This is a genomic window from Cupriavidus sp. 2SB, from assembly GCF_005503625.1.
GTDB lineage: Bacteria > Pseudomonadota > Gammaproteobacteria > Burkholderiales > Burkholderiaceae > Cupriavidus.
The window spans coordinates 17,583-38,271 of sequence record NZ_SCMX01000013.1; the positions used below are offsets into that span (position 1 = coordinate 17,583).

Annotated in this window: 17 protein-coding genes and 1 tRNA gene; 8 read left to right on the forward strand and 10 right to left on the reverse strand. The window is 64.2% G+C overall.

Translation table 11 applies throughout. From position 1 onward, the window contains the following. Positions 1-12 precede the first annotated feature (12 nt). The 9 genes from FFS21_RS08640 to FFS21_RS08680 all read right to left on the reverse strand — a co-directional run bounded on the left by FFS21_RS08640 (position 13) and on the right by FFS21_RS08680 (position 8,266). Positions 13-597, reverse strand: a complete 585-nt coding sequence (locus tag FFS21_RS08640; protein ID WP_137924414.1) for an NUDIX hydrolase — start codon at positions 595-597, stop codon at positions 13-15. A 93-nt stretch (positions 598-690) separates the two neighbouring features. Beyond that, the gene (locus FFS21_RS08645) at positions 691-1,107 is read right to left on the reverse strand and encodes a hypothetical protein (RefSeq protein ID WP_137924415.1); all 417 of its coding nucleotides are present in this window, start codon (positions 1,105-1,107) and stop codon (positions 691-693) included. 262 nt (positions 1,108-1,369) lie between these two features. Then, positions 1,370-1,446, reverse strand: a tRNA-Met gene (locus FFS21_RS08650). Positions 1,447-1,576: 130 nt separating this feature from the next. Continuing rightward, positions 1,577-2,341 (reverse strand): RES family NAD+ phosphorylase, encoded by a 765-nt coding sequence (locus tag FFS21_RS08655; protein WP_171020353.1) that lies wholly within the window; start codon positions 2,339-2,341, stop codon positions 1,577-1,579. Further along, the gene (locus FFS21_RS08660; RefSeq protein ID WP_137924416.1) at positions 2,301-2,690 is read right to left on the reverse strand and encodes an MbcA/ParS/Xre antitoxin family protein; all 390 of its coding nucleotides are present in this window, start codon (positions 2,688-2,690) and stop codon (positions 2,301-2,303) included. Before FFS21_RS08660 ends, FFS21_RS08655 begins: the two co-directional genes overlap by 41 nt. Positions 2,691-2,779: 89 nt before the next feature. Further along, complete coding sequence (gene boxA / locus FFS21_RS08665; RefSeq protein ID WP_137924417.1) at positions 2,780-4,015, reverse strand: benzoyl-CoA 2,3-epoxidase subunit BoxA; 1,236 nt, start codon at positions 4,013-4,015, stop codon at positions 2,780-2,782. A gap of 34 nt (positions 4,016-4,049) precedes the next feature. Beyond that, the gene (gene boxB, locus FFS21_RS08670) at positions 4,050-5,474 is read right to left on the reverse strand and encodes a benzoyl-CoA 2,3-epoxidase subunit BoxB (RefSeq protein ID WP_137924418.1); all 1,425 of its coding nucleotides are present in this window, start codon (positions 5,472-5,474) and stop codon (positions 4,050-4,052) included. Positions 5,475-5,514: 40 nt separating this feature from the next. Then, on the reverse strand, positions 5,515-7,197 hold the full coding sequence (gene boxC / locus FFS21_RS08675) for a 2,3-epoxybenzoyl-CoA dihydrolase (protein WP_137924419.1): 1,683 nt from the start codon (positions 7,195-7,197) through the stop codon (positions 5,515-5,517). Between the two features lie 118 nt (positions 7,198-7,315). Continuing rightward, positions 7,316-8,266, reverse strand: coding sequence for a helix-turn-helix transcriptional regulator (locus FFS21_RS08680; protein WP_137924420.1), 951 nt, complete (start codon positions 8,264-8,266; stop codon positions 7,316-7,318). A 256-nt stretch (positions 8,267-8,522) separates the two neighbouring features. Between FFS21_RS08680 and FFS21_RS08685 the strand changes: the two genes are divergently transcribed. The 8 genes from FFS21_RS08685 to FFS21_RS08720 all read left to right on the forward strand — a co-directional run bounded on the left by FFS21_RS08685 (position 8,523) and on the right by FFS21_RS08720 (position 18,192). Next, positions 8,523-10,130 carry a benzoate-CoA ligase family protein gene (locus FFS21_RS08685; RefSeq protein WP_137924421.1) on the forward strand — a complete coding sequence of 536 codons (1,608 nt, stop codon included), beginning with the start codon at positions 8,523-8,525 and terminating at the stop codon, positions 10,128-10,130. A gap of 41 nt (positions 10,131-10,171) precedes the next feature. Then, positions 10,172-10,987, forward strand: a complete 816-nt coding sequence (locus FFS21_RS08690; protein ID WP_137924422.1) for an alpha/beta fold hydrolase — start codon at positions 10,172-10,174, stop codon at positions 10,985-10,987. Between the two features lie 88 nt (positions 10,988-11,075). Then, positions 11,076-12,296 carry an ABC transporter substrate-binding protein gene (locus tag FFS21_RS08695; protein WP_137924423.1) on the forward strand — a complete coding sequence of 407 codons (1,221 nt, stop codon included), beginning with the start codon at positions 11,076-11,078 and terminating at the stop codon, positions 12,294-12,296. Positions 12,297-12,343: 47 nt separating this feature from the next. After that, complete coding sequence (locus tag FFS21_RS08700) at positions 12,344-13,210, forward strand: branched-chain amino acid ABC transporter permease (RefSeq protein ID WP_137924424.1); 867 nt, start codon at positions 12,344-12,346, stop codon at positions 13,208-13,210. Between the two features lie 170 nt (positions 13,211-13,380). After that, on the forward strand, positions 13,381-14,445 hold the full coding sequence (locus FFS21_RS08705; protein WP_137924425.1) for a branched-chain amino acid ABC transporter permease: 1,065 nt from the start codon (positions 13,381-13,383) through the stop codon (positions 14,443-14,445). Further along, on the forward strand, positions 14,442-15,221 hold the full coding sequence (locus FFS21_RS08710; RefSeq protein ID WP_137924426.1) for an ABC transporter ATP-binding protein: 780 nt from the start codon (positions 14,442-14,444) through the stop codon (positions 15,219-15,221). Before FFS21_RS08705 ends, FFS21_RS08710 begins: the two co-directional genes overlap by 4 nt. After that, on the forward strand, positions 15,218-15,934 hold the full coding sequence (locus FFS21_RS08715; protein WP_137924427.1) for a branched-chain amino acid ABC transporter ATP-binding protein: 717 nt from the start codon (positions 15,218-15,220) through the stop codon (positions 15,932-15,934). The genes FFS21_RS08710 and FFS21_RS08715 overlap by 4 nt, the downstream gene beginning before the upstream one ends. Positions 15,935-16,290: 356 nt before the next feature. Then, positions 16,291-18,192 (forward strand): potassium transporter Kup, encoded by a 1,902-nt coding sequence (locus FFS21_RS08720; protein WP_137924428.1) that lies wholly within the window; start codon positions 16,291-16,293, stop codon positions 18,190-18,192. Between the two features lie 101 nt (positions 18,193-18,293). On the opposite strand, the gene FFS21_RS08725 is transcribed toward FFS21_RS08720, so the two are convergent. Then, complete coding sequence (locus tag FFS21_RS08725) at positions 18,294-20,657, reverse strand: Tex family protein (protein WP_137924487.1); 2,364 nt, start codon at positions 20,655-20,657, stop codon at positions 18,294-18,296. Positions 20,658-20,689: the final 32 nt, after the last annotated feature.

Genomic DNA, 20,689 nt, shown 5'->3' on the forward strand with positions numbered 1-20,689 from the left:
GCCTGGCAGCCGTCAGGGTGCGACCGTGGCGGGACTGGTCAGCGGACGCATCGGCTTGTCGATGTCCATCGTGTGCAGTCGGAAATCGCCTGCCGCAATCCTGCCCGACGCACGATCGGCGAAGAAGCTGCGCAGCGTGTGAATGACGGTGGGAAAGGCCAGTTCGTCCCATGGCACCTCGGACTCGTCGACGAGCTTGACCTCGAGGCTTTCCTCGCCGGGGGCTATATCGAGGTCCTGCAATTGTGCGAGGTAGAACAGATGCACCTGATGGACGTGCGGCACGTTGAGCATCGAGAACAGTTCGCCTACCTGCACGCGGGCACCGGCTTCCTCCAGTGTCTCGCGTGCTGCCGCTTGCGCCGTGGTCTCACCGATTTCCATGAAACCGGCAGGTAGTGTCCAGAACCCATAGCGCGGCTCGATGGCACGTTTGCAGATCAGGATCTTGTCTTCCCAGACAGGGATCGTGCCAACGACATTGCGCGGATTCACATAGTGGATGGTGCCGCAGCCGTCGCAAACGCTGCGCGGACGATTGTCACCTTGAGGCACGCGCAGGACCACCGCATGACCACAGTTCGAGCAGAATTTCATGGAGGAGCGTCCGGGAAGAATGGCGCCAAGTGTAACACCGCGCCGCCCGGTCGCTCCTGTGGCGCCATGAGTGAAAAACCCTGTGAAACGCAGTTAGCGTCCGCTACCCGGCGCGGTTGTGCCGGTGCCCGGCATCGTGCCCGGAGTCGTGGCCGGGGTCGTGCCAACGGCCGGTGGCGTAGTCCCCGGTGCGGTTCGCGGATGCATGCCACCCGGATCGGTGGTGGTGCGGCCAGTCGTGTTGTTGCGGCGGGTGCTATCTGTGTTGCGGCCCGAGTCGTACGTGGACCCAGTGGCCGTCCCATCCGAGCGCGGGGACGCGCCGGTTGCATTGCCGGGTTTGGTGGCTGTGGGGCCGGGGTTGGTACTGGTGCCCGGCGCACCGCCGCTCACACCAGTGCCTGCACTCCCACCACCGGAGCCGCCACCACCAGAACCCTGTGCCAAAACTGCGCCGCTAGCGAGCAACGCTGAGGCTGCCAATACTGCCATGGTCTTTTGCATCTTCATCTCGGACTCCTTGGAATTCGTTGCGAAGGAGCTAGAGGGTCTGCAATTCCCGTTCCGGCCGGGCTTATCGCCCGAATCACCATGAGTTGTGATGCGCGCGCCATGTCGATTGAAGAATGCGCGGGACACGGATGAAGAATTTGCGGGGAGGTTGTGCAGAGGGAGGGGGGCGGGGGCGCTGCAGCGAAATGCAAAGCAGAAACCCAAACAAAAAACCCGCCAAGGAAGGCGGGTTTGTTTGATTTCGACAGGTTGCGATGCTTGGTTGCGGGGGCAGGATTTGAACCTGCGACCTTCGGGTTATGAGCCCGACGAGCTGCCAGACTGCTCCACCCCGCGTCCGTCGAAGAGGTGATTATAGGTGACCTGTTGGCGCATTGCAACAGAAACTTTGCCGATCCCTTTATCACGCTCGACCGGGCGCTTCACGGCGTCCGTAAAGCATTGGAGTGCGGATGCTCGGCGTCGTTCAAGCGGTGGGCGGTATTTCGCTTGTGCGGTGCCGCAGGGTCTGCCAATAAGAACTTTCGAACTCGAAGCTGTCGCGCTGCTGCAGGTCGTCGCGCTGCCAGATCACGCGGTCGCGGCGGACCGTCAGCATCCATGTGGTGGTGGCCAGCGGTTGGGGTGGGTCGAATGCCTTGGGCGTCAGCACCGCGCCGCAGATGCCAGGCTCGGGATCGCGCACGGCTGTGTAGAGGATCAGGCCGATGCGGGCATCCCGAGCCGATTGGGCCAGTGCCTGGCACGCGGTGTAATCGTTCGGGGCCAACCAGCTTTCCGACGCCTGGTCGAAAGGAGGGGCGGTCAACGCAATGCCGTCCGTGCGCACACCTACCTGGAACAGCGTCTGCGCACGAGCGTCGATGCGAGGCAGGTCGGGGCAGTCCATCAGGAAGCTCCAGCGCCAGTAGCCCAGTTCCGCGCAAGCCGTGCGGACGGTCTGGGCGCCATAGAACACGCCGGGGTCCGGGCCGCCGCGAAAGCGCGATCCCCACGCCGTGGGCGGATAACGGAACGGGGTGAACATCAGGTAGTGCAGGTGACGGGCGTCGGGAGGGATCGCCGGTTTGCCGGCGTCGAGCACGGCTTCGAGGACAGCCTGTTCTTCCAGTGTGTCGACGAGGGGCATGGTCGAGACCACATGCTGGGCTTCCACAGCTCGCCACAGTGTGAGCGCGAATGGCTTGCGCTCAGATGCGACCACGGGTGGCGTCCAGGTAGTGAACGACACGGACGAGACCTTCGGTGGTACGGATCAGTTCGAGCGGCTTGCCGCCGAGGGCGAGGTTGTCATGGGTGAGCCAGAGACGGGCTTGTTCATCATGGCCCAGGATGGCGTCGAGCGAGCGAAACAGGCGCACAAACAGGACGCCGAACTCCCATTCCTTGCGATGCGTATCGAGTACATAGCCGCCCGAGGCCATGCGAGACACCGATGCGGTGCTGATGCCCAGCACGCTGGCCACGATGGCCTGGCTGATGCCCAGGAAGCCGGCCGCCCGCATGACGGCCTTGGTCAGCGTCACGCCAGGGTCGGGGCTGCCGCCGGGTTCGGTCTCCGGAATCTGCCTCGATTGCATCGCTCTGCTCCTGTTTCTTGAGAAACATTATAGGTAGCAGGTTTCAGAAGGGAAGGTGGATTTCCGGGCGAGGGCGCTAGGGGCAACCCTTAATAGGTTTCGATGTGAAGGCGTCCCTCGGCGCGCAGGGCAGTTTCGATCTCGGACCACGCGTGCCCCGCACTCGCACAGACATCGGCGAATGCCCGCAACACGCCTTCCTCCATGCCTTTGAGTCCGCAGATATAGATGTGACCATGCGGGTCGGCCAGCAGGGCGGCCACGCTGGCCGGCGCCTCGCGGATGGCGTCCTGCACGTAGCGGCGGGGTACGTCGGCGTCGCGCGAGAACGCGAAGTGGATATCGAGGAAGTCCTTCGGCAGCTTCAGCAATGGGCCGAAGTACGGCAGCTCCCGGCGATTTCGCGCGCCGAAGAACAGCAGCCGCCGGCCGGCGAAATGCTCCATGTTGCGACGCATGCGCTCGGTCATCGCGCGCATCGGTGCAGAACCCGTGCCGGTGCAGATCATCATGATGCTGGCCTCGCGATGGTTCGGCATCAGGAACGTGCTGCCGAACGGCCCGACCACCTGCACCGTGTCGCCTTTGTTCAGGTCGCAAAGGAAGCTCGACGCCACGCCTCGCACCGGATTGCCATCGTGATCGACATCCACGCGTTTCACGGTCAGGGCGAGGTTGTTGTAGCCGGGGCGCTCGCCATCGCGCGGGCTGGCGACCGAATACATGCGGATGTAGTGCGGCTTGCCGGACGCATCCACACCAGGCGGCACGATGCCGATGGCCTGACCCTCCAGGATCGGAAAGAACTGACTGCCGAAGTCGAGCACGATGTGATGGATGTCGCTCGATGCATCGGCCTCGGTCAGCCGGTAGTTGCCTGCCACCGTCGCGGTGGCAGGCGTGCGCAGGCCGTGGAGATTGACATAGGGGTGCGCGGCCGACCACGGCGCGCGGGCCGAGGTGTGGCGGCTGGTTTCCACCTGCTGAACGGGGGTGTCCACTGCCCCAAGACCATCGGGTGCGGCATCGATGGCGATAGCGGTAGCAGAAACTTCGGGCGGCACCTCTGCGGGCAGCTCATCCCACAGCAACTGCGCGTCGATGGGATAGGCATCGGCCTTATGCACCGTGCGCCAGTTATCAATGGCGCCCGTGGGGCAGGGCGAGAGGCAGGCACCGCACGCGTTGCAGACATCGGCCTTGACCACGTAGTTGCGGTCGTCGTGCGTGATGGCGTCGATCGGGCAGGTGTCTTCGCACGTGTTGCAGCGAATGCAGATTTCCGGATCGATCAGGTGTTGCTTGATGAGGTCGGCGGCGCCCATGGTGAGTCGAAGTTCGTGTCGGGTTGGATCGGAGTCAGTTGAAGCGCACGTATTCGAAATCCACGGGTTGCCGGTTGATGCCGATGGCCGGCGGTGCGATCCAGTTGGCAAACTTGCCCGGGGCTACCACGCGGCCCATCAGTGATGCCACGAAGCGGCGGTCTGCTTCCGTGGCCAGCCACTTGTCTTCGTTCGCGTTCCATTCGGCCTCGCTAATGACCTCGCCAGCGGGCGACACGTGCAGGTTGGCCAGCGTACCGATCTTGCGGTTGAATGCCTTGTGCGGCACGGTCAGGCGGAAGTCGATGCCGGCTTTCTCGATCACCTTGTTCCAGCGCGCCACGCCGCCCATCGAATCCTTGATGTAGTCGTCGCGCAGCACCTCGTTCAGCGCGTTCAGCATCGGCACCTCGCGTTCGCCGAGCCGGCCATCCTTGACTTCGAGAATGCGGTAGACATCGCTCTTGAGCACGTGGTCGTCGGCGCGCTTGCCTTCCTCGAAGCGGCCCTTGAGGCCGGCACTATAGAAGGTGGCCGCGTTCGACGACTGGTCAGCGCCGAACAGGTCGATGGTCACGCTGTAGTGGAAGTTCAGGTAGCGCTGAATGGTTTCCAGATCGATCACGCCAGCCGCGCGCACATCGGCGGGATCGCGGATATCGCGCTCGCGCATCACCTCGCAGGTGCGCTGGATCACGCGTGACACCCCGGACTCGCCCACGAACATGTGATGCGCTTCCTCTGTCAGCATGAAGCGGGTGGTGCGGGCCAGCGGATCGAAACCCGATTCGGCCAGCGCGCAGAGCTGGAACTTGCCGTCGCGGTCCGTGAAATACGTGAACATGAAGAAGGCCAGCCAGTCCGGCGTGCGCTCGTTGAAGGCCCCCAGGATGCGCGGGTTGTCCTCGTCGCCGGAGCGTCGGCCCAGCAGCGCTTCGGCTTCCTCGCGGCCATCGCGGCCGAAGTGCCGGTGCAGCAGGTAGACCATCGCCCAAAGGTGACGCCCTTCCTCCACGTTCACCTGGAACAGGTTGCGCAAGTCGTACAGCGATGGCGCTGTCAGGCCCAGGTGACGCTGCTGCTCCACCGAGGCCGGCTCGGTGTCGCCCTGCGTGACGATGATGCGGCGCAGGTTGGCACGATGTTCGCCGGGTACTTCCTGCCAGGCCGCTTCGCCCTTGTGCTCGCCAAAGTGGATGCGGCGCTCGGCATCGGCCGGTTGGAGGAAGATGCCCCAGCGATAGTCGGGCATCTTCACGTGATCGAAATGTGCCCAGCCGGAAGGATCGACCGATACGGCCGTGCGCAGGTAGACATCGTAGCCGTGGGAGCCATCGGGACCCATGTCCTGCCACCAGTCGAGGAACGCCGGCTGCCAGTGTTCCAGCGCGCGTTGCAGCGTGCGGTCCCCGGCCAGATTGACGTTGTTCGGAATCTTCTGGCTGTAGTCGATGTTCATGGGGTCTCCTCTTATATGAATGGGTTTGGCAGGGGAGGGGTCAGACCCGGTCCCAGTCGAAGCGCGGCTTGTTGCCCGTGCCGAAAACCTTGAGCGCGCCCTGTTCGCCCACGGCATTGGGGCGATTGAAAATCCAGTTCTGCCACGCGGTCAGGCGGCCGAAGATACGGGTTTCCATCGTCTCCTTGCCGCCAAAGCGGAGGTTGGCTTCCAGCCCGGTCAATGCATCGGGCGAGAGGCTTGCGCGTTCTTCGAGCGCGATGCGAATTTCATCGTCCCAGTCGATGTCGTCGAGCGCTGCCGTGACGAGTCCCAATTGCTCGGCTTGATCGGCGTCGAGTGGTTGTCCCACCGCTTCGCGCACAGCGGCGATGTCGGATGCATCCTCGTAGAAGCGCGCTGCGAGCCGCGTGAGGCCATTCGGCATCGGATATCGGCTGAAGTTTGCCGAGTGAACGTGGAGGCAGGGCGTCTCATCTTGAGCGTCGGGCAACAGCAGCATGTAGGTGCGATCCGCTGCGAGCGCCAATTCCAGCAGCGTCCCGGCAAAGCACGAGCCCGGCTCGACAAGTGCGAACAGGCTGCGCGACGACACGTCGAGCCGCGCCAGCGTACGGCGCAACATGCCGATGGTCTCGCGCACGAACCAGTGGCTGGCGTGGGCATCCATCAGTGCATCGGCGGCCAGTACTTGCGCGGCATCGCCCTCGGTCTTCAGAATCCACATGCCGATGTCGAGATGGTTCGTGCGCAGTGTGAGGATGGCGTCGTCGAGTTCGCGCGCCATCTTGAGCGGCCACCACTGGGCGCCAGCGGCGAGCAGGCCGGGCAGATCGGTCGGTTGGTCCGATGCAGGTGCCGCAACCGTGATGGTGGCGCGGCGCGTGTCGGGATCGACATCGACGTGTACGGTGTCATAGCGATAGCCGTTGTCCTCGACCTTGCGTGCGAGCGGCGTCAACGTGATGCCAGCAGCGTCCGAGGGCCGATCGCTCTGGGCAGCCAGTGCCTGCGCACGTTCGCGCACGTGCTCGGCAAATCGCGCTGGCTTGACCACCTCGTCCACCAGCCGCCAGTCGCGAGCCCGCTGGCCGCGCACGCCCTCGGTGGTCAGGCAAAAGATGTCGGCGTGGTCGCGGCGGACGCGGCGCTTGTCCGTCACGCGGGTGAGACCGCCGGTGCCGGGCAGTACGGCGAGCAGGGGAACCTCGGGCAGGCTGACGGCTGACGAGCGGTCGTCCACGAGCACGATCTCGTCGCAGGCCAGCGCCAACTCATAGCCGCCGCCAGCCGTGGTGCCGTTGCAGGCGGCGATGAACTTCAGGCCGGAGTGGCGGCTCGCGTCCTCGATGCCATTGCGTGTTTCGTTGGTGAACTTGCAGAAGTTCACCTTCCACGCGTGGCTGGATTTCCCAAGCATGAAGATATTGGCGCCCGAGCAGAAGATGCGGTCACGGGCGCTGGTGATGACCACAGTGCGGACTTCCGGATGCTCGAAGCGGATGCGTTGCAGCGCGTCGTGCAGTTCGATGTCCACCCCGAGATCGTAGGAATTGAGTTTCAGCGTGTAGCCGGGACGCAGCCCACCTTCCTCATCAACGCCCATCGCCAGTGTGGCGACCGGGCCGTCAAACGCGAGCTTCCAGTGGCGGTAGTGCGCAGGATCGCGCTCGAACGTGACAGGCGAGGGCGCGGGTTCGGCGACGTTGAGGTCCGTCGGCATGGGGATGTCTCCTTCGGTGCACTATAGTGCCGTATCGTTTGGCATGAAATATAGTGCACTGTCAGGCGCGTTGCAAGGCCGCCGGAACCCTACCTTTTCCCGCTCGGGTCGAAGGGCGTCAATGTGACGCCGGTACCAGCATGGCCTGCAGCGCCTTGAGGGAGGTGGAAGCGTCCTGACCGCTGGTATCGAGCGATACGTCGGCACGCGAGTAGAGCGGCGTGCGGGCCTGCAGGATGCGGCGCAGGTCGGCCATGGCTTCACGGTTGCCTTCCATGGGGCGCATGTCGCCCTGGGCCACCACACGCGCCATGTGTTCCTCGGGCGAGGTCCGTACCCAAACCGTGAAGCACCGGGCCAGCAGCAGGTTAAATGTGGCCGGTTCCGAGACAAGGCTGCCCGGCGCGGCCAGCACCATGGTGTCGTGCTCGCGCAGCACGCGATCCAGTGCGCGGCTTTCATAGCGACGATAGGCCGCCTGGCCGTACAGCGAGTGGATTTCAGACAGGCTGGCGCCGGCTTCACGCTCGATCACTGCATTGAGTTCGACGAACGGCATCCCCTCGGCCGCGGCCAGTGCGCGCCCCAGCGTGGACTTTCCGGCGCCGCGCAGGCCAATCAGCGCGATGCGTCGATGCCGTGCATCGCGTGATTCCGCCGGGGCAAGCGCGTGGCGGGCGGCGTCGCGAACGCGCGCCAGATCGCCGGCTGGCAGTTGGGCGAGCCATTGCACCAGTTGGGAGAACTCGGCGGCGCGATGGCCGGACTGGCCCGCACCATCGATATGGCCGTCCACCTCTGCCAGTACCACGGGCAGGGGTACGTCGAGTGCGCTGGCCACCTGGCGCAGCAGCAGCACCGACGCATTGCCGGTGCCGGTCTCCAGATTGGCGAGATAACGTTCCGAGACATCGGCGCCGCGCGCCAAGTCCTTGCGCGACATGCCGCGCGCCGCGCGTAGCGAGCGGATGCGCTCGCCCAGGTGCGTGAGATAGGGGTCGCGCTCGCCCGTGGCGCGAGGTTCGGCGCTGGTGCCTGGCGTCAGGAGCGATTCGGGATCTCGGCGCATGCTGGGTTCGGTCAGAAGAAATGTGTGAGACGTTTCGGTAATGCAGTGAAGCGGGGCGCGCGCATTATACGGCGGCTACCCTCGGTTATATAGTGCATACCCTCGCTTGCATAATAGTCGCATAATAGTCGATATGAAATAAAATGCATCGCATAACCTCCGGCGGATGCGCGGACCGGACAAGAAGACAAACTGCTGACAGCCACACGGGCCGCATTTGGACTTTCGATGACCCGGTTGGCCAGAGGAGTGAGACATGCCCCCAACTTCCAGTGCCGCCGAGGCGACCCCGGTGACGGCGCTTCCTGCGCGCTACAACGCCGCCGACGACTTGCTCTCGCGCAATCTTCGCGCCGGCCGTGGCGGCAAGCCCGCATATATCGATGATGCGGGCGCGCTCACCTATGCCGAACTCGATGCGCGCAGCCGGCGTTTTGCGGGGGCGCTGCGTCAGGCAGGTTTTCGTCGTGAGGAGCGCGTGCTGTTATGCGCGCTCGACACCATCGATTTTCCCACCGCATTTCTTGGCTGCCTGCTGGCTGGCGTGGTGCCGGTGGCAGTCAACACACTGCTTACCGTCGACGATTACGCGTACATGCTGGAGCACAGCGGCGCGCGCGCCGTGGTGGTGTCCGCTCCCCTGCTGCCCATGATGCGCAACGCCATGGACAAGGCAGCGCTGTCGCCAGAGATCATCGCGGCCGCTCCCCACACCGACCCGGGCGAGGGATTGCCGACCGTGGGGAACTTGGCGGACACCGCCGCGCCTCTCGAACAGGCCGTGGCGACGGGCCCGGACGATATCGCGTTCTGGCTCTACTCGTCGGGCTCTACAGGGCGGCCGAAAGGCACAGTGCATACCCACGGCAACCTCTTTCATACCGCCGATCTCTACGCACGCCAGGTGCTCGGCATTCGCGAGGACGACGTGGTGTTCTCGGCGGCCAAGCTGTTCTTTGCCTACGGACTGGGCAATGCACTGACCTTTCCGATGTCGGTGGGCGCCACGACGGTGCTGATGGCCGAGCGGCCCACGCCGCAAGCGGTATTCCAGCGGCTGACCGCGCATCGTCCCACGGTGTTCTGCGGGGTGCCGACCTTGTTCGCCGGCATGCTTGCCAGCGCAGACCTGCCCGAGCGGGCCAGCGTAGCGCTGCGCGTCTGCACATCGGCCGGCGAGGCGCTGCCGCGCGACATCGGTGACCGCTTTCTTGCGCATTTCGGCTGCGACATCCTCGATGGCATCGGCTCCACGGAGATGCTGCACATCTTCCTGTCGAACCGTCCGGGCGAGGTACGCTACGGCACCACGGGCAAGCCTGTGCCCGGCTACGAGCTGAAGTTGCTCGACGAACAGGGGCAGCCCTGCGCAGCGGGTGAGATCGGCGATCTCTATATCAAGGGGCCATCGGCGGCGCTGATGTACTGGTGCAATCGTGACAAGAGCCGCGATACGTTCCAGGGCGCCTGGACGCGCAGCGGAGACAAGTATGTCTGCGATGCGGATGGCTATTACACGTACGCGGGCCGCAGCGACGACATGCTCAAGGTGGGCGGCATCTACGTATCGCCGTTCGAGGTAGAGGCGGCGCTGGCCCAGCATCCGGCCGTGCTGGAAGCCGCCGTGATTGGCGTGACCGATGCCGATGAACTGGTCAAGCCAAAGGCATTCGTGGTACTGCGCCCCGGACAGCAATGGCACGACGGCATGGCGGGCGAGTTGCAGGCGTTCGTCAAGACGAAGCTGGCGCCGTACAAGTATCCGCGCCAGATCGAATGCGTGGCCGAGTTGCCGAAGACGGCCACTGGCAAGATCCAACGGTTCCGCCTGCGCCAGCGCGAGGACGCAGCACGGGTGGCGTGAGGCGCGGCGTGAAGTGAAGGGCAGCGAGGCAGGGTGATGACATGAGCAGTGAAGCGGTGCGCATTCCGTTTGACGGGCGGCAGATCGAGATTGAATACCAGTGGCTGCGGCCCGAGCGCGCGCGGCGTCCGCTGGTGGTGTTCCTGCATGAGGGGCTGGGCTCCGTGGCCATGTGGCGCGACTTCCCGCACAAGCTGTGCGAGGCTGGGGATTTTCGTGGACTGGTGTTCTCGCGGTATGGCTATGGCGGTTCCACGCCCCGGCCACACGACGAAAAGTGGGGCGTCGACTTCATGCATCGCCAGGCGCGCGAGGCATTGCCCGCACTGTTCGAGGCGCTCGACATCGGCCCGGGGCGTCGCCATGGCAAGCCCTGGCTGCTTGGTCACAGTGATGGCGGGTCTATCGCGCTGATCCACGCGGCCAGCTTCCCCGATGCAGTGGACGGCATCACGGTGCTGGCGCCGCATATCGAGGTGGAGGATCTGTCCGTGCGCAGCATTGCCGCCACACGCCACACCTACCTGACCACCGACCTGCGCGCGCGGCTGGCACGCCACCACAACGATGTGGACTCGGCGTTCTGGGGCTGGAACGATATCTGGCTCGATCCGGCGTTTCGTCGCTTCGACCTGCGTCCGCTGCTCGACGGTATTCGTTGCCCGGTGCTGGCCGTGCAGGGCGAGGACGACGAGTACGGCACGATGGCGCAGATCGAGGGTATCCATCAATTTGCCCCGCAAACCGTGCTGCTTAAACTCGCGCGCTGTGGGCACTCGCCGCACCGCGACCAGACCGGTGCATTGACGGCGGCCACCGTGGCGTTTATAAACACACATACTTCAATCCTAAAATAATTGGCGCCGCCGGCTTCTCGGTTCCCGGGTTTCAACGCTCCGGGCTGCAAGGCGTGCCTCGGGCTTCAGACCACCAGGAGGAGATTTCATGCATCGCAATGCATCGCGCAGGCCGCCCCGCGTTCGTCGTTTGTCCCTTTGGCTCGGCACCGCAGCGCTGCTCGCGGCCGGTACGGGCGCCGTCGCCCAGACCGCTGCGCCGGCTGCACCCGCATTGGGCGCCAAGATCAAGGTGGGTTTCATGCTGCCCTACACGGGCACCTACGCGGCGCTCGGCACGGCCATCGAGAACGGTTTCCGGATGTATGTGCAGCAGCAGGGTGGCAAGCTCGGCGGGCGCGATGTGGAGTACTTCAAGGTCGACGATGAATCGGACCCGGCCAAAGCCCCGGAAAACGCCACCAAGCTGATCAAGCGCGATCAGGTCGATGTGGTGGTGGGCACGGTGCATTCCGGCGTGCAGATGGGCATCGTCAAGGTCGCCAAGGAAAACAACACGCTGCTGATCATTCCCAATGCCGGTGCAGACGAGGCCACTGGCCCGTTGTGCGGCCCGAACATCTTCCGCTCGTCGTTCTCGAACTGGCAGCCCGGCTATGCAATGGGCCACGTGGTGGCCGAGCGTGGCATGAAGAAGGTGGTCACGCTGACGTGGAAGTACGCGGCGGGCGAGCAGTCGGTCAAGGGCTTCAAGGAGGCGTTCGAAGCCAAGGGCGGCAAGGTCGTCAAGGAACTGAGCGTACCGTTCCCGAACGTCGAGTTCCAGGCGCTGATTACCGAGGTGGCATCGCTGAAGCCTGACGCCGTGTTCGTATTCTTCGCTGGCGGTGGCGCAGTCAAGTTCGTCAAAGACTGGCAGGCTGCGGGCCTCAAGGACAAGATTCCGCTGTACGGCTCGGGCTTCCTGACCGACGGCACGCTGGAGGCGCAGGGCGCGGCGGCACAGGGGCTGGAGACCACGCTGCATTACGCCGATGGCCTGACCAATCCGCGCGACAAGGCCTTCCGCCTGGACTACGCCAAGCAATACAAGCTGCAGCCCGATGTCTACGCGGTGCAGGGCTTCGACGCCGCGCAGTTGCTGGCGGCTGGCGCCAACGCGGTGAAGGGGGACATGACGCGCAAGCCCGAAGTCATCAAGGCCATGGAAGCGGCCAAGGTGGATAGCCCGCGCGGTGCGTTCACGTTGTCGAAGGCGCATAACCCGGTGCAGGACTTCTACTTGCGCAAGGTAGATGGTCGCGAGAACAAGGTCAGCACCGTGGCGGTGAAGGCGCTGGCCGATCCGGCGCGCGGCTGCCGCCTGTGATCGTTCCTGCTTTGTCTTTCGTGACTTTGGTGCAACGGTAAGCCCGCATGGACCTCGTTTCGTTTTTGATTCAATGCCTGAACAGCGTGCAGTACGGTTTGCTGCTGTTCCTGGTGGCCAGCGGGCTGACCCTGATCTTCGGCATCATGGGCGTGATCAACCTCGCCCATGGCAGCTTCTACATGCTGGGTGCCTACCTGGCATTCACGCTGGCCAGCCTGACCGGCAACCTGTTCATTGCGTTGCCGCTCGGCATCGTGCTGGCGGTGGCATTCGGCTACGTGCTTGAATGGGCCTTCTTCAGCTACCTGTACCACCGCGACCACCTGCAGCAGGTGCTGATGACCTATGGCCTGATCCTGGTCTTCGAGGAGTTGCGAAGCATCCTGGTGGGCGACGATGTGCACGGCGTGTCCGTGCCAGAGCTGCTGGCCGGGTCGCTGCCCATCGGCAACGACATGACGTATCCGGTCTACCGGCTCTTCATCTCGGCGGTCTGCCTGCTGGTGGCCGGTGCCATGTACTACGTGATTCGCCGCACCCGCGTGGGGATGATGATCCGCGCCGGCGCCTCGAACCGCGAGATGGTGCAGTCGCTCGGCGTCAATGTGAATGTGCTGTATCGCTTCGTGTTCGCCCTGGGTGTGGCGCTGGCCGTACTGGCGGGGATGATTGCGGCGCCTGTGTCGTCGGTCTATCCGGGCATGGGCGGGCAGGTGCTGATCATCTGCTTCGTGGTGGTGGTCATCGGCGGCATCGGCTCGGTCAAGGGCGCGCTCGTGGCATCGCTGCTGATCGGCTTCGTCGATACCTTTGGCAAGGTCTTCTGGCAGGACGCCGCAGGGGTTCTGGTGTATCTGCTGATGGCGGTGATCCTGATCTGGAAGCCGCAGGGGTTGTTCAAGGCGGGGTAGAACGAAGGATGACCGATTGTTTGCTCCCCTCTCCCGCTACGCGGGAGAGGGGCAGGGTGAGAGGGTAGGCGGTGCAAATTGCAATTCGTCTGGAACGAGGCGCTGGCCCTCTCCCCCGACCCCTCTCCCGCCAGGCGGGAGAGGGGAGCGCGTAACCGAGCTGGATTCAAATGCAAACCAACACCGAAACCCCGCCGCCGCTCGAAGTCCGCCGTCCCGCATGGCTGGCTGCCGCTGGCTGGGTCATCGCGCTAGCGTTACTCTGCGCCGCGCCGCTGCTGCTGACTGCGGATAGCCACAAGTACTACGTCGAGCTGCTCAGCAAGGTGATGATCATGGCGATCTTCGCGTTGTCGCTGCAACTACTGATCGGATACACAGGGCTGGTCAGCCTGGGTCATGCGGCGTACTTTGCGATGGCCGCCTATGCCACGGCCATGCTCGCGCCCCAGGGCGGGGCAGGCAACGGCTGGCTGCTGCTGCTCGGGGCGGTGGGCGCGTCGGGACTGCTGGCCCTCGTGGTGGGTGCGCTGGTGCTGCGCACGCGGGGCATCTATTTCATCATGGTCACGCTGGCCTTCGCGCAGATGGTGTATTTCGTGTTCCACGACACCAAGATCGCGGGCGGCAGCGACGGCACCTATATCTACTTCCGCCCGGAGTTCGGGCTGTTCTCCGAGCAGCCGATGACCGTCAACGAGCCCGTGCAGTTCTACTGGCTCGTGCTGGCGGCGCTGGTGCTGACAGTTGCCGTGCTCGCGCTGCTGCTGCGGTCGCGGTTCGGCCATGCACTGGTTGGCATTCGTCACAACGAGCAGCGCATGCGCGCAGCGGGATACGCCACGTATCGCTACCAGCTCGGCGCCTTCGTGGCGGGCGGGATGCTGGCGGGTGTGGCGGGCTTCCTCTACGCCATCCAGTTCGGTTTCGTGAATCCGGAGATCGCCTCGTGGCACCAGTCGGGCAATGCGATGCTGATGGTGATCCTGGGCGGCGTGGGCAGCCTGGCCGGCGCGGTGCTGGGCGCGTTCTCGTTCGTGCTGCTGGCCGAATGGTTCGGCGCGCTGACCAAACACTGGCAACTGCTGATGGGCGGTTTCATCATCGCCGCCGTAGCGTTGCTGCCACGCGGACTGGTCAGCGTGCCCACTGTGCTGCGCCATCGCTCGCCGCGTCGCCAACGCCAGCAGGGCGAAGCGCCGGAATCCGCTGCACGCAGCCGGGAGGCCGTATGAACACGGATTCGAATACGAATCGCGCCGCACCAGTGATGCAGGCGCATGCGGTGACGCGCCGCTTCGGTGGCCTGACGGCGGTGAACCAGGTGGATCTGTCGCTTCACCTGCACGAGATCCACGCGGTGATCGGCACCAATGGCGCGGGCAAGTCGACGCTGATCAACCTGATGTCGGGAGAACTGCCGCCCAGCGAAGGCCGCCTCGACCTGCAGGGACAGGATGTCACCGGCTGGCCGCAGCCGAAGCTGGCCCGGCAAGGGGTGGGGCGCAGCTACCAGCGCAACAACATCTTCCTGCCGCTGACCGTGCGCGAGAACTGCAGGCTCGCTGCGCAATCTCGCGCGCAGCGGGCATGGCGGATCTGGGAGCCAGCGCAGGGTTGCCGTACCAGCCGCAGCCTGGCCGACGATGCGCTGGAGCGCGCCGGGCTGGTGCAGCACGCCGATCGCGTGGCCAGCGAACTCGCCCACGGGCAGAAGCGTCAACTCGAAGTGGCGATGTGCCTGGCGACGGAGCCCGTGGCGTTGCTGCTCGACGAGCCGCTGGCCGGCATGGGTGCCGAGGAATCGGCCCGCATGCTCGATCTCCTGCGCGGCCTGCGCGATGGGCACGCGATCCTGCTGGTCGAGCACGATATGGAAGCCGTGTTCGCGGTAGCGGACCGCATCACGGTGATGGTCAACGGCAGCGTGATCGCATCGGGTGATCCGGCTTCGATCCGTGCCAATCGCGAGGTGCAACTGGCTTATCTCGGCGAGGAAGAATCGGTATGAGCGCCGCAGACATCATCGACATTGCTGGCGTCAACGCCTGGTATGGCTCCAGCCACGTGCTGCGCGGCGTCGACTTCCGCGTTGGGGCTGGCGAGACCGTGGGCCTGCTAGGTCGTAACGGGATGGGCAAAAGCACACTGCTGCGCACCATCCTCGGCCACGTCCGCGAGCGCGAGGGCGCGATCCGGGTGGCCGGACGCGATATGTCGCGTGCCCGGCCGCATGAGGTAGCTCGGCTCGGCGTGGCCTATGTGCCGGAAGGGCGCGGAATTTTTCCGAACCTGAGCGTGCGCGAGAACCTGCTGATGGCGGCGCGACCGGGCTGCAACGGGCGCCGCGACTGGGACGAGTCGCGCGTGCTCGACTTGTTCCCCCGGCTCAAGGAGCGCCTCTCGCACGGCGGGCAGCAGCTATCCGGCGGCGAACAGCAGATGTTGTCGATTGGTCGCGCGCTGATGACGAACCCGGATTGCCTGATCCTCGACGAGGCCACCGAGGGCCTGGCACCGAAGATCGTCCACGAGATCTGGAACGTGATTGCCACGGTGCGTGCCACCGGGATTGCATCGATCGTTGTGGATCGCAACTATCGGGCCGTCCTGGCCCATGCCGAGCGCGTGGTGGTGCTGGAGAAAGGGCTCGTCGCCATGGCGGGCCCAGCCGCCGAGTTGGCCGCTGCGCCGGCTGCGCTGGATCGATACCTTGGCGTCTGACATCGCGAAGACGGGCGTTTGAAACCATTACATTACTAAAAGTGGAGCTTGATCCATGTCTGTCGTGCTCTCGCAACGGCGGCACGGTGTGATGTCCCACGGTTCGAGCGCGTGCCGAGCTTGACCCGGCGAGCCTTCTTTCCCATCCTTGATCGATCGTGCGGCTGTGCTGGGAATTACAACAGTGGTCGTCCTACGGCACTTCCTCTAGAATGCGCGCGTTTGTGCAACGCAATAGAAACTGAGAAGGCCAACACGCCCCATCGGGGACCGGAACCGCTTGCGAGAGAGAAACTGTGCCCGCCAAGTCACTTTGGCGTGCGGAGGCCGCGAGCCGGTCCACCTGACCCAAATCCATGACCACCCAGTCCACAACCAGTCACTACTTCGTCGAAAGTCCGAGCACGCGTGCCCTGATGATCGGCGCGATCGGCGTCGTCTTCGGCGACATCGGCACTAGCCCGCTCTACGCCCTCAAGGAATGCTTCAGCAAGGACCACGGCATTCCGTTCAGTCCCGAAGCCGTGCTCGGCATCATCTCGCTGCTGTTCTGGGCAATGATCGTCGTGGTGTCCATCAAGTACGTGCTGTTCGTGATGCGCGCCGACAACAACGGCGAAGGCGGGGTGTTGGCGCTCATGGCGCTGGCGCTGCGCACGGCGGCCCCCCGTTCGCGTATGGCCAAGATCATCATGATGTCGGCCATCTTCGGCGCCTGCATGTTCTATGGCGACGCGGTCATCACGCCGGCTATCTCGGTGCTGTCGGCCGTGGAGGGCCTGGAGATCGCCGCACCGGGGCTGTCGCACTTCGTGATCCCGATCACCCTGTCCATCCTGTGCGTGCTGTTCTTCATCCAGCGCCACGGCACGGCCGCCGTGGGCAAGTTCTTTGGCCCGATCATGGTGGCGTGGTTCCTGGCGCTTGGTGCGCTGGGTGTGTACAACCTGATGCAATCGCCCGAGATCCTCAAGGCGATCAACCCGTGGTACGGGATTTCGTTCCTCCTGGATCATTCGCTGCAGGCGTTCATCGTGCTGGGCAGCGTGTTTCTGGTGCTGACCGGGGCCGAGGCGCTCTATATCGACATGGGCCACTTCGGTGCCCGGCCGATCCGTTACGGCTGGTTCGTGATGGTGATGCCGTGCCTGATGCTGAACTATTTCGGCCAGGGCGCCATGCTGCTGGGCAACCCCGCGGCCATCGCCAATCCGTTTTTCCTGATGGTGCCTGACCTGCTGCAACTGCCGATGGTGCTGCTGGCCACGGCGGCCACCGTCATCGCGTCGCAGGCAGTGATTTCCGGCGCGTTCTCGCTGACGAGCCAGGCCATCCAGCTTGGATTCCTGCCTCGCATGCGTATCCAGTACACGTCGGCGGCGGAGATCGGCCAGATCTATCTGCCGGTGATCAACTGGGCGCTGCTGGTGCTGGTGATCTGCGTGGTGCTGTCGTTCAAGAAGTCCGAGAATCTGGCTGCGGCATACGGCATTGCCGTGACCACGACGATGCTGATTACCACGTTCCTGGCCGTCATCGTGATGCGCCGGTTCTGGAAGTGGAACCGCGTGCTGGTGGTGGCACTCGGCGCAGTATTCCTGATCGTCGACCTGTCGTTCTTCTCGGCCAACCTGCTCAAGGTGGCAGAGGGCGGCTGGTTCCCACTGCTGATGGGCTCCACGGCGTTCTTCCTGCTGATGACCTGGCACAACGGCCGCAAGCTGCTGCGCGCCCGCAGCCTCGAGGATGGCATTCCGCTCGAACCGTTCATCGCCGGCCTGCTGGCCCACCCGCCGCATCGGGTGGAGGGCACCGCCGTGTTCCTGACGGGCAATACCGAATCGGTGCCGGTGTCGCTGCTGCACAACCTGAAGCACAATCGCGTGCTGCATGAGCGCGTGGTGTTCCTGTGCTTCGTAACGCGCGACATTCCCTATGTCGACGATGACCAGCGCCTGAGCTGCAAGGATCTCGGCGGCGGCGTGTTCATCCTGAATTCCGAATATGGCTTCAAGGAAACCCCCGACGTGCAACGCGTGCTGGACCTTGCGCAGCGCAAGCTCAACATGCAGTTCGAACTGATGGAGACCTCGTTCTTCATCGCCCGGGAATCGGTGATCCCATCCAAGCTGCCGGGTATGTCGATGTGGCGCGAGAGCCTGTTCGCCTGGATGCATCAGAACGGCGCCAAGCCCTCGGACTTCTTCTCGATCCCGACCAACCGGGTGGTGGAGTTGGGGACGAAGGTGGAAATTTAAGGAACAAAAAACCCCGCAGTTGCGGGGTTTTTTGTTTTTGAATCTTGTTCCCCTCTCCCGCTTGCCGGAGAGGGGGCAAACCAAGCGGAAGTTGAAAACGCTTACCGCTTCAACTTCGCAAACGCAGCCGCCATCGCACCTTGCGTTTCCGGTTGACGCTGACCGCCGCCAGCATTGCGATTGCCACCGCCGCTACGCTGGCCGCGATCATTGCCGCGATCGCCACCACCGCCAACGCGCGCAGCCGTCTGGCCCGGTTCGTCGTCCAGGCGCATGGTCAGGCCGATCCGGTTGCGCTTGACGTCCACTTCCATCACCTTGACCTTGACGATCTGGCCGGCCTTGACCACTTCATGCGCATCTTTGACGAACTTCGTCGACAGCGCCGAGATGTGGACCAGCCCGTCCTGGTGTACGCCGATATCGACGAACGCGCCGAAGGCGGCCACGTTGGTGACCACGCCTTCCAGGATCATGCCCGGCTGCAGGTCCTTCACGTCTTCCACGCCTTCCTGGAACGTCGCGGTCTTGAACTCGGGGCGCGGGTCGCGGCCCGGCTTTTCGAGTTCCGTCAGGATGTCGCGCACGGTGGGCAGGCCGAACTTGTCATCGGCAAACTGCTGGGCGGATACGCCGCGCAGTGCCTCGCGGTTACCCATCACGTCGGACAAGCCCTTCTTGATGTGTTCCAGAATCTTCTGCACCACCGGATAGGCTTCCGGGTGAACCGACGAGCGGTCCAGCGGATTGTCGCCGGTGTTGATGCGCAGGAAGCCGGCGGCCTGCTCGAACGTCTTGTCGCCCAGGCGTGGCACGTTCTTCAGCGCATCGCGATTCGCGAAGGCGCCGTTGGCATCGCGGAAATCGACGATGTTGCGTGCCAGTACCGAATTCAGTCCCGATACCCGCGCCAGCAGCGGCGCCGAGGCCGTATTCACGTCCACGCCCACCGCATTCACGCAGTCTTCCACCACGGCGTCGAGCGCGCGGGCCAATTCGCGCTGGTTCACATCGTGCTGATACTGGCCCACGCCAATCGACTTCGGATCGATCTTGACCAGTTCCGCCAGCGGGTCCTGCAGGCGGCGGGCGATCGACACCGCGCCACGTAGCGACACGTCCAGTTCCGGGAACTCCTTGGCAGCCAGTTCCGATGCGGAGTACACCGAGGCACCAGCCTCGCTGACCACGATCTTGGTCAGCTTGAGATCGGGCAGGTTCTTCATCAGGTCCTGCACAAGCTTGTCGGTTTCGCGGCTGGCGGTGCCGTTGCCGATCGAGCAAAGTGCCACGTTGTGCTGCTTGGCAAGGCGAGCCATCACAGCCAGCGAGCCATTCCAGTCGCGGCGCGGCTCGTGCGGATAGATCGTAGCTGTTTCCAGCAGCTTGCCGGTGTGATCGACCACGGCGATCTTGCAGCCGGTGCGGATGCCCGGATCGATACCCATCACAGACTTCGGACCCGCCGGTGCGGCCAGCAGCAGTTCGTGCAGGTTGCGACCGAAAACCTTGATGGCCTCGGCTTCAGCGGTCTCGCGCAGTTGCGTCAGCAGTTCGGTCTCGATGTGCGGCTGCACCTTCACGCGCCAGCACCAGCGGCACACATCGGCCAGCCACTTGTCCGCCGGACGGTTACGGTTCTCGATGCCGACATGGCGCGCGATCATGCCTTCGCACGGATGCGGCACCATCGCGTCCTGTTCCTCGCCCAGGCCGAGCTTGATCAGCAGCACGCCCGCATTGCGTCCGCGGAACAGGGCCAGTGCACGGTGCGACGGCACGGTGCGAATGGTCTCGCTGTACTGGTAGTAATCGCGGAACTTCTCTTCCTCGGCGGTTTCCTTGCCTTCCATGACGGACGAGGCCACTACGCCGTTGTTCCAGAGGTGCTCGCGCAGTTTACCGAGCAATTCGGCGGTTTCGCCAAATTGTTCGGAGAGGATGTCGCGCGCGCCATCGAGCGCAGCCTTCACGTCGGGCACGCCACCATCGGCGGTCGGGTTGCCGTTGACGAACTTGGCGGCTTCGGCTTGCGGGTCGAGCGTGGGATCGGCCAGCAGCGCTTGCGCCAGTGGCTCCAGACCGCATTCGCGGGCGATCTGCGCACGCGTGCGGCGCTTGGGCTTGTAGGGGAGGTAGAGGTCTTCGAGCGTCTGCTTGGTCTCGGCAGCTTCGATGGCCGTGCGCAGTGCATCGGTCATCTTGCCCTGTTCCTCGATGGAGGCCAGGATCGTGGCGCGGCGGTCTTCCATATCGCGCAGGTAGAGCAGGCGCTCTTCGAGATTCCGCAGATGGGTGTCGTCCAGGTTTCCTGTGACTTCCTTGCGGTAGCGGGCGATAAAGGGGACCGTGGCGCCTTCGTCCAACAGGTCGATGGCAGCCGCCACCTGGCGGGGTTGCACGGATAGTTCGGCCGCGATCAGCGACACAATCTTTTGCAGGACGGCAGCAGGCAGCTTGGACATCGAGAAAACGGTCAGTCGAAAGCGGGGCATTG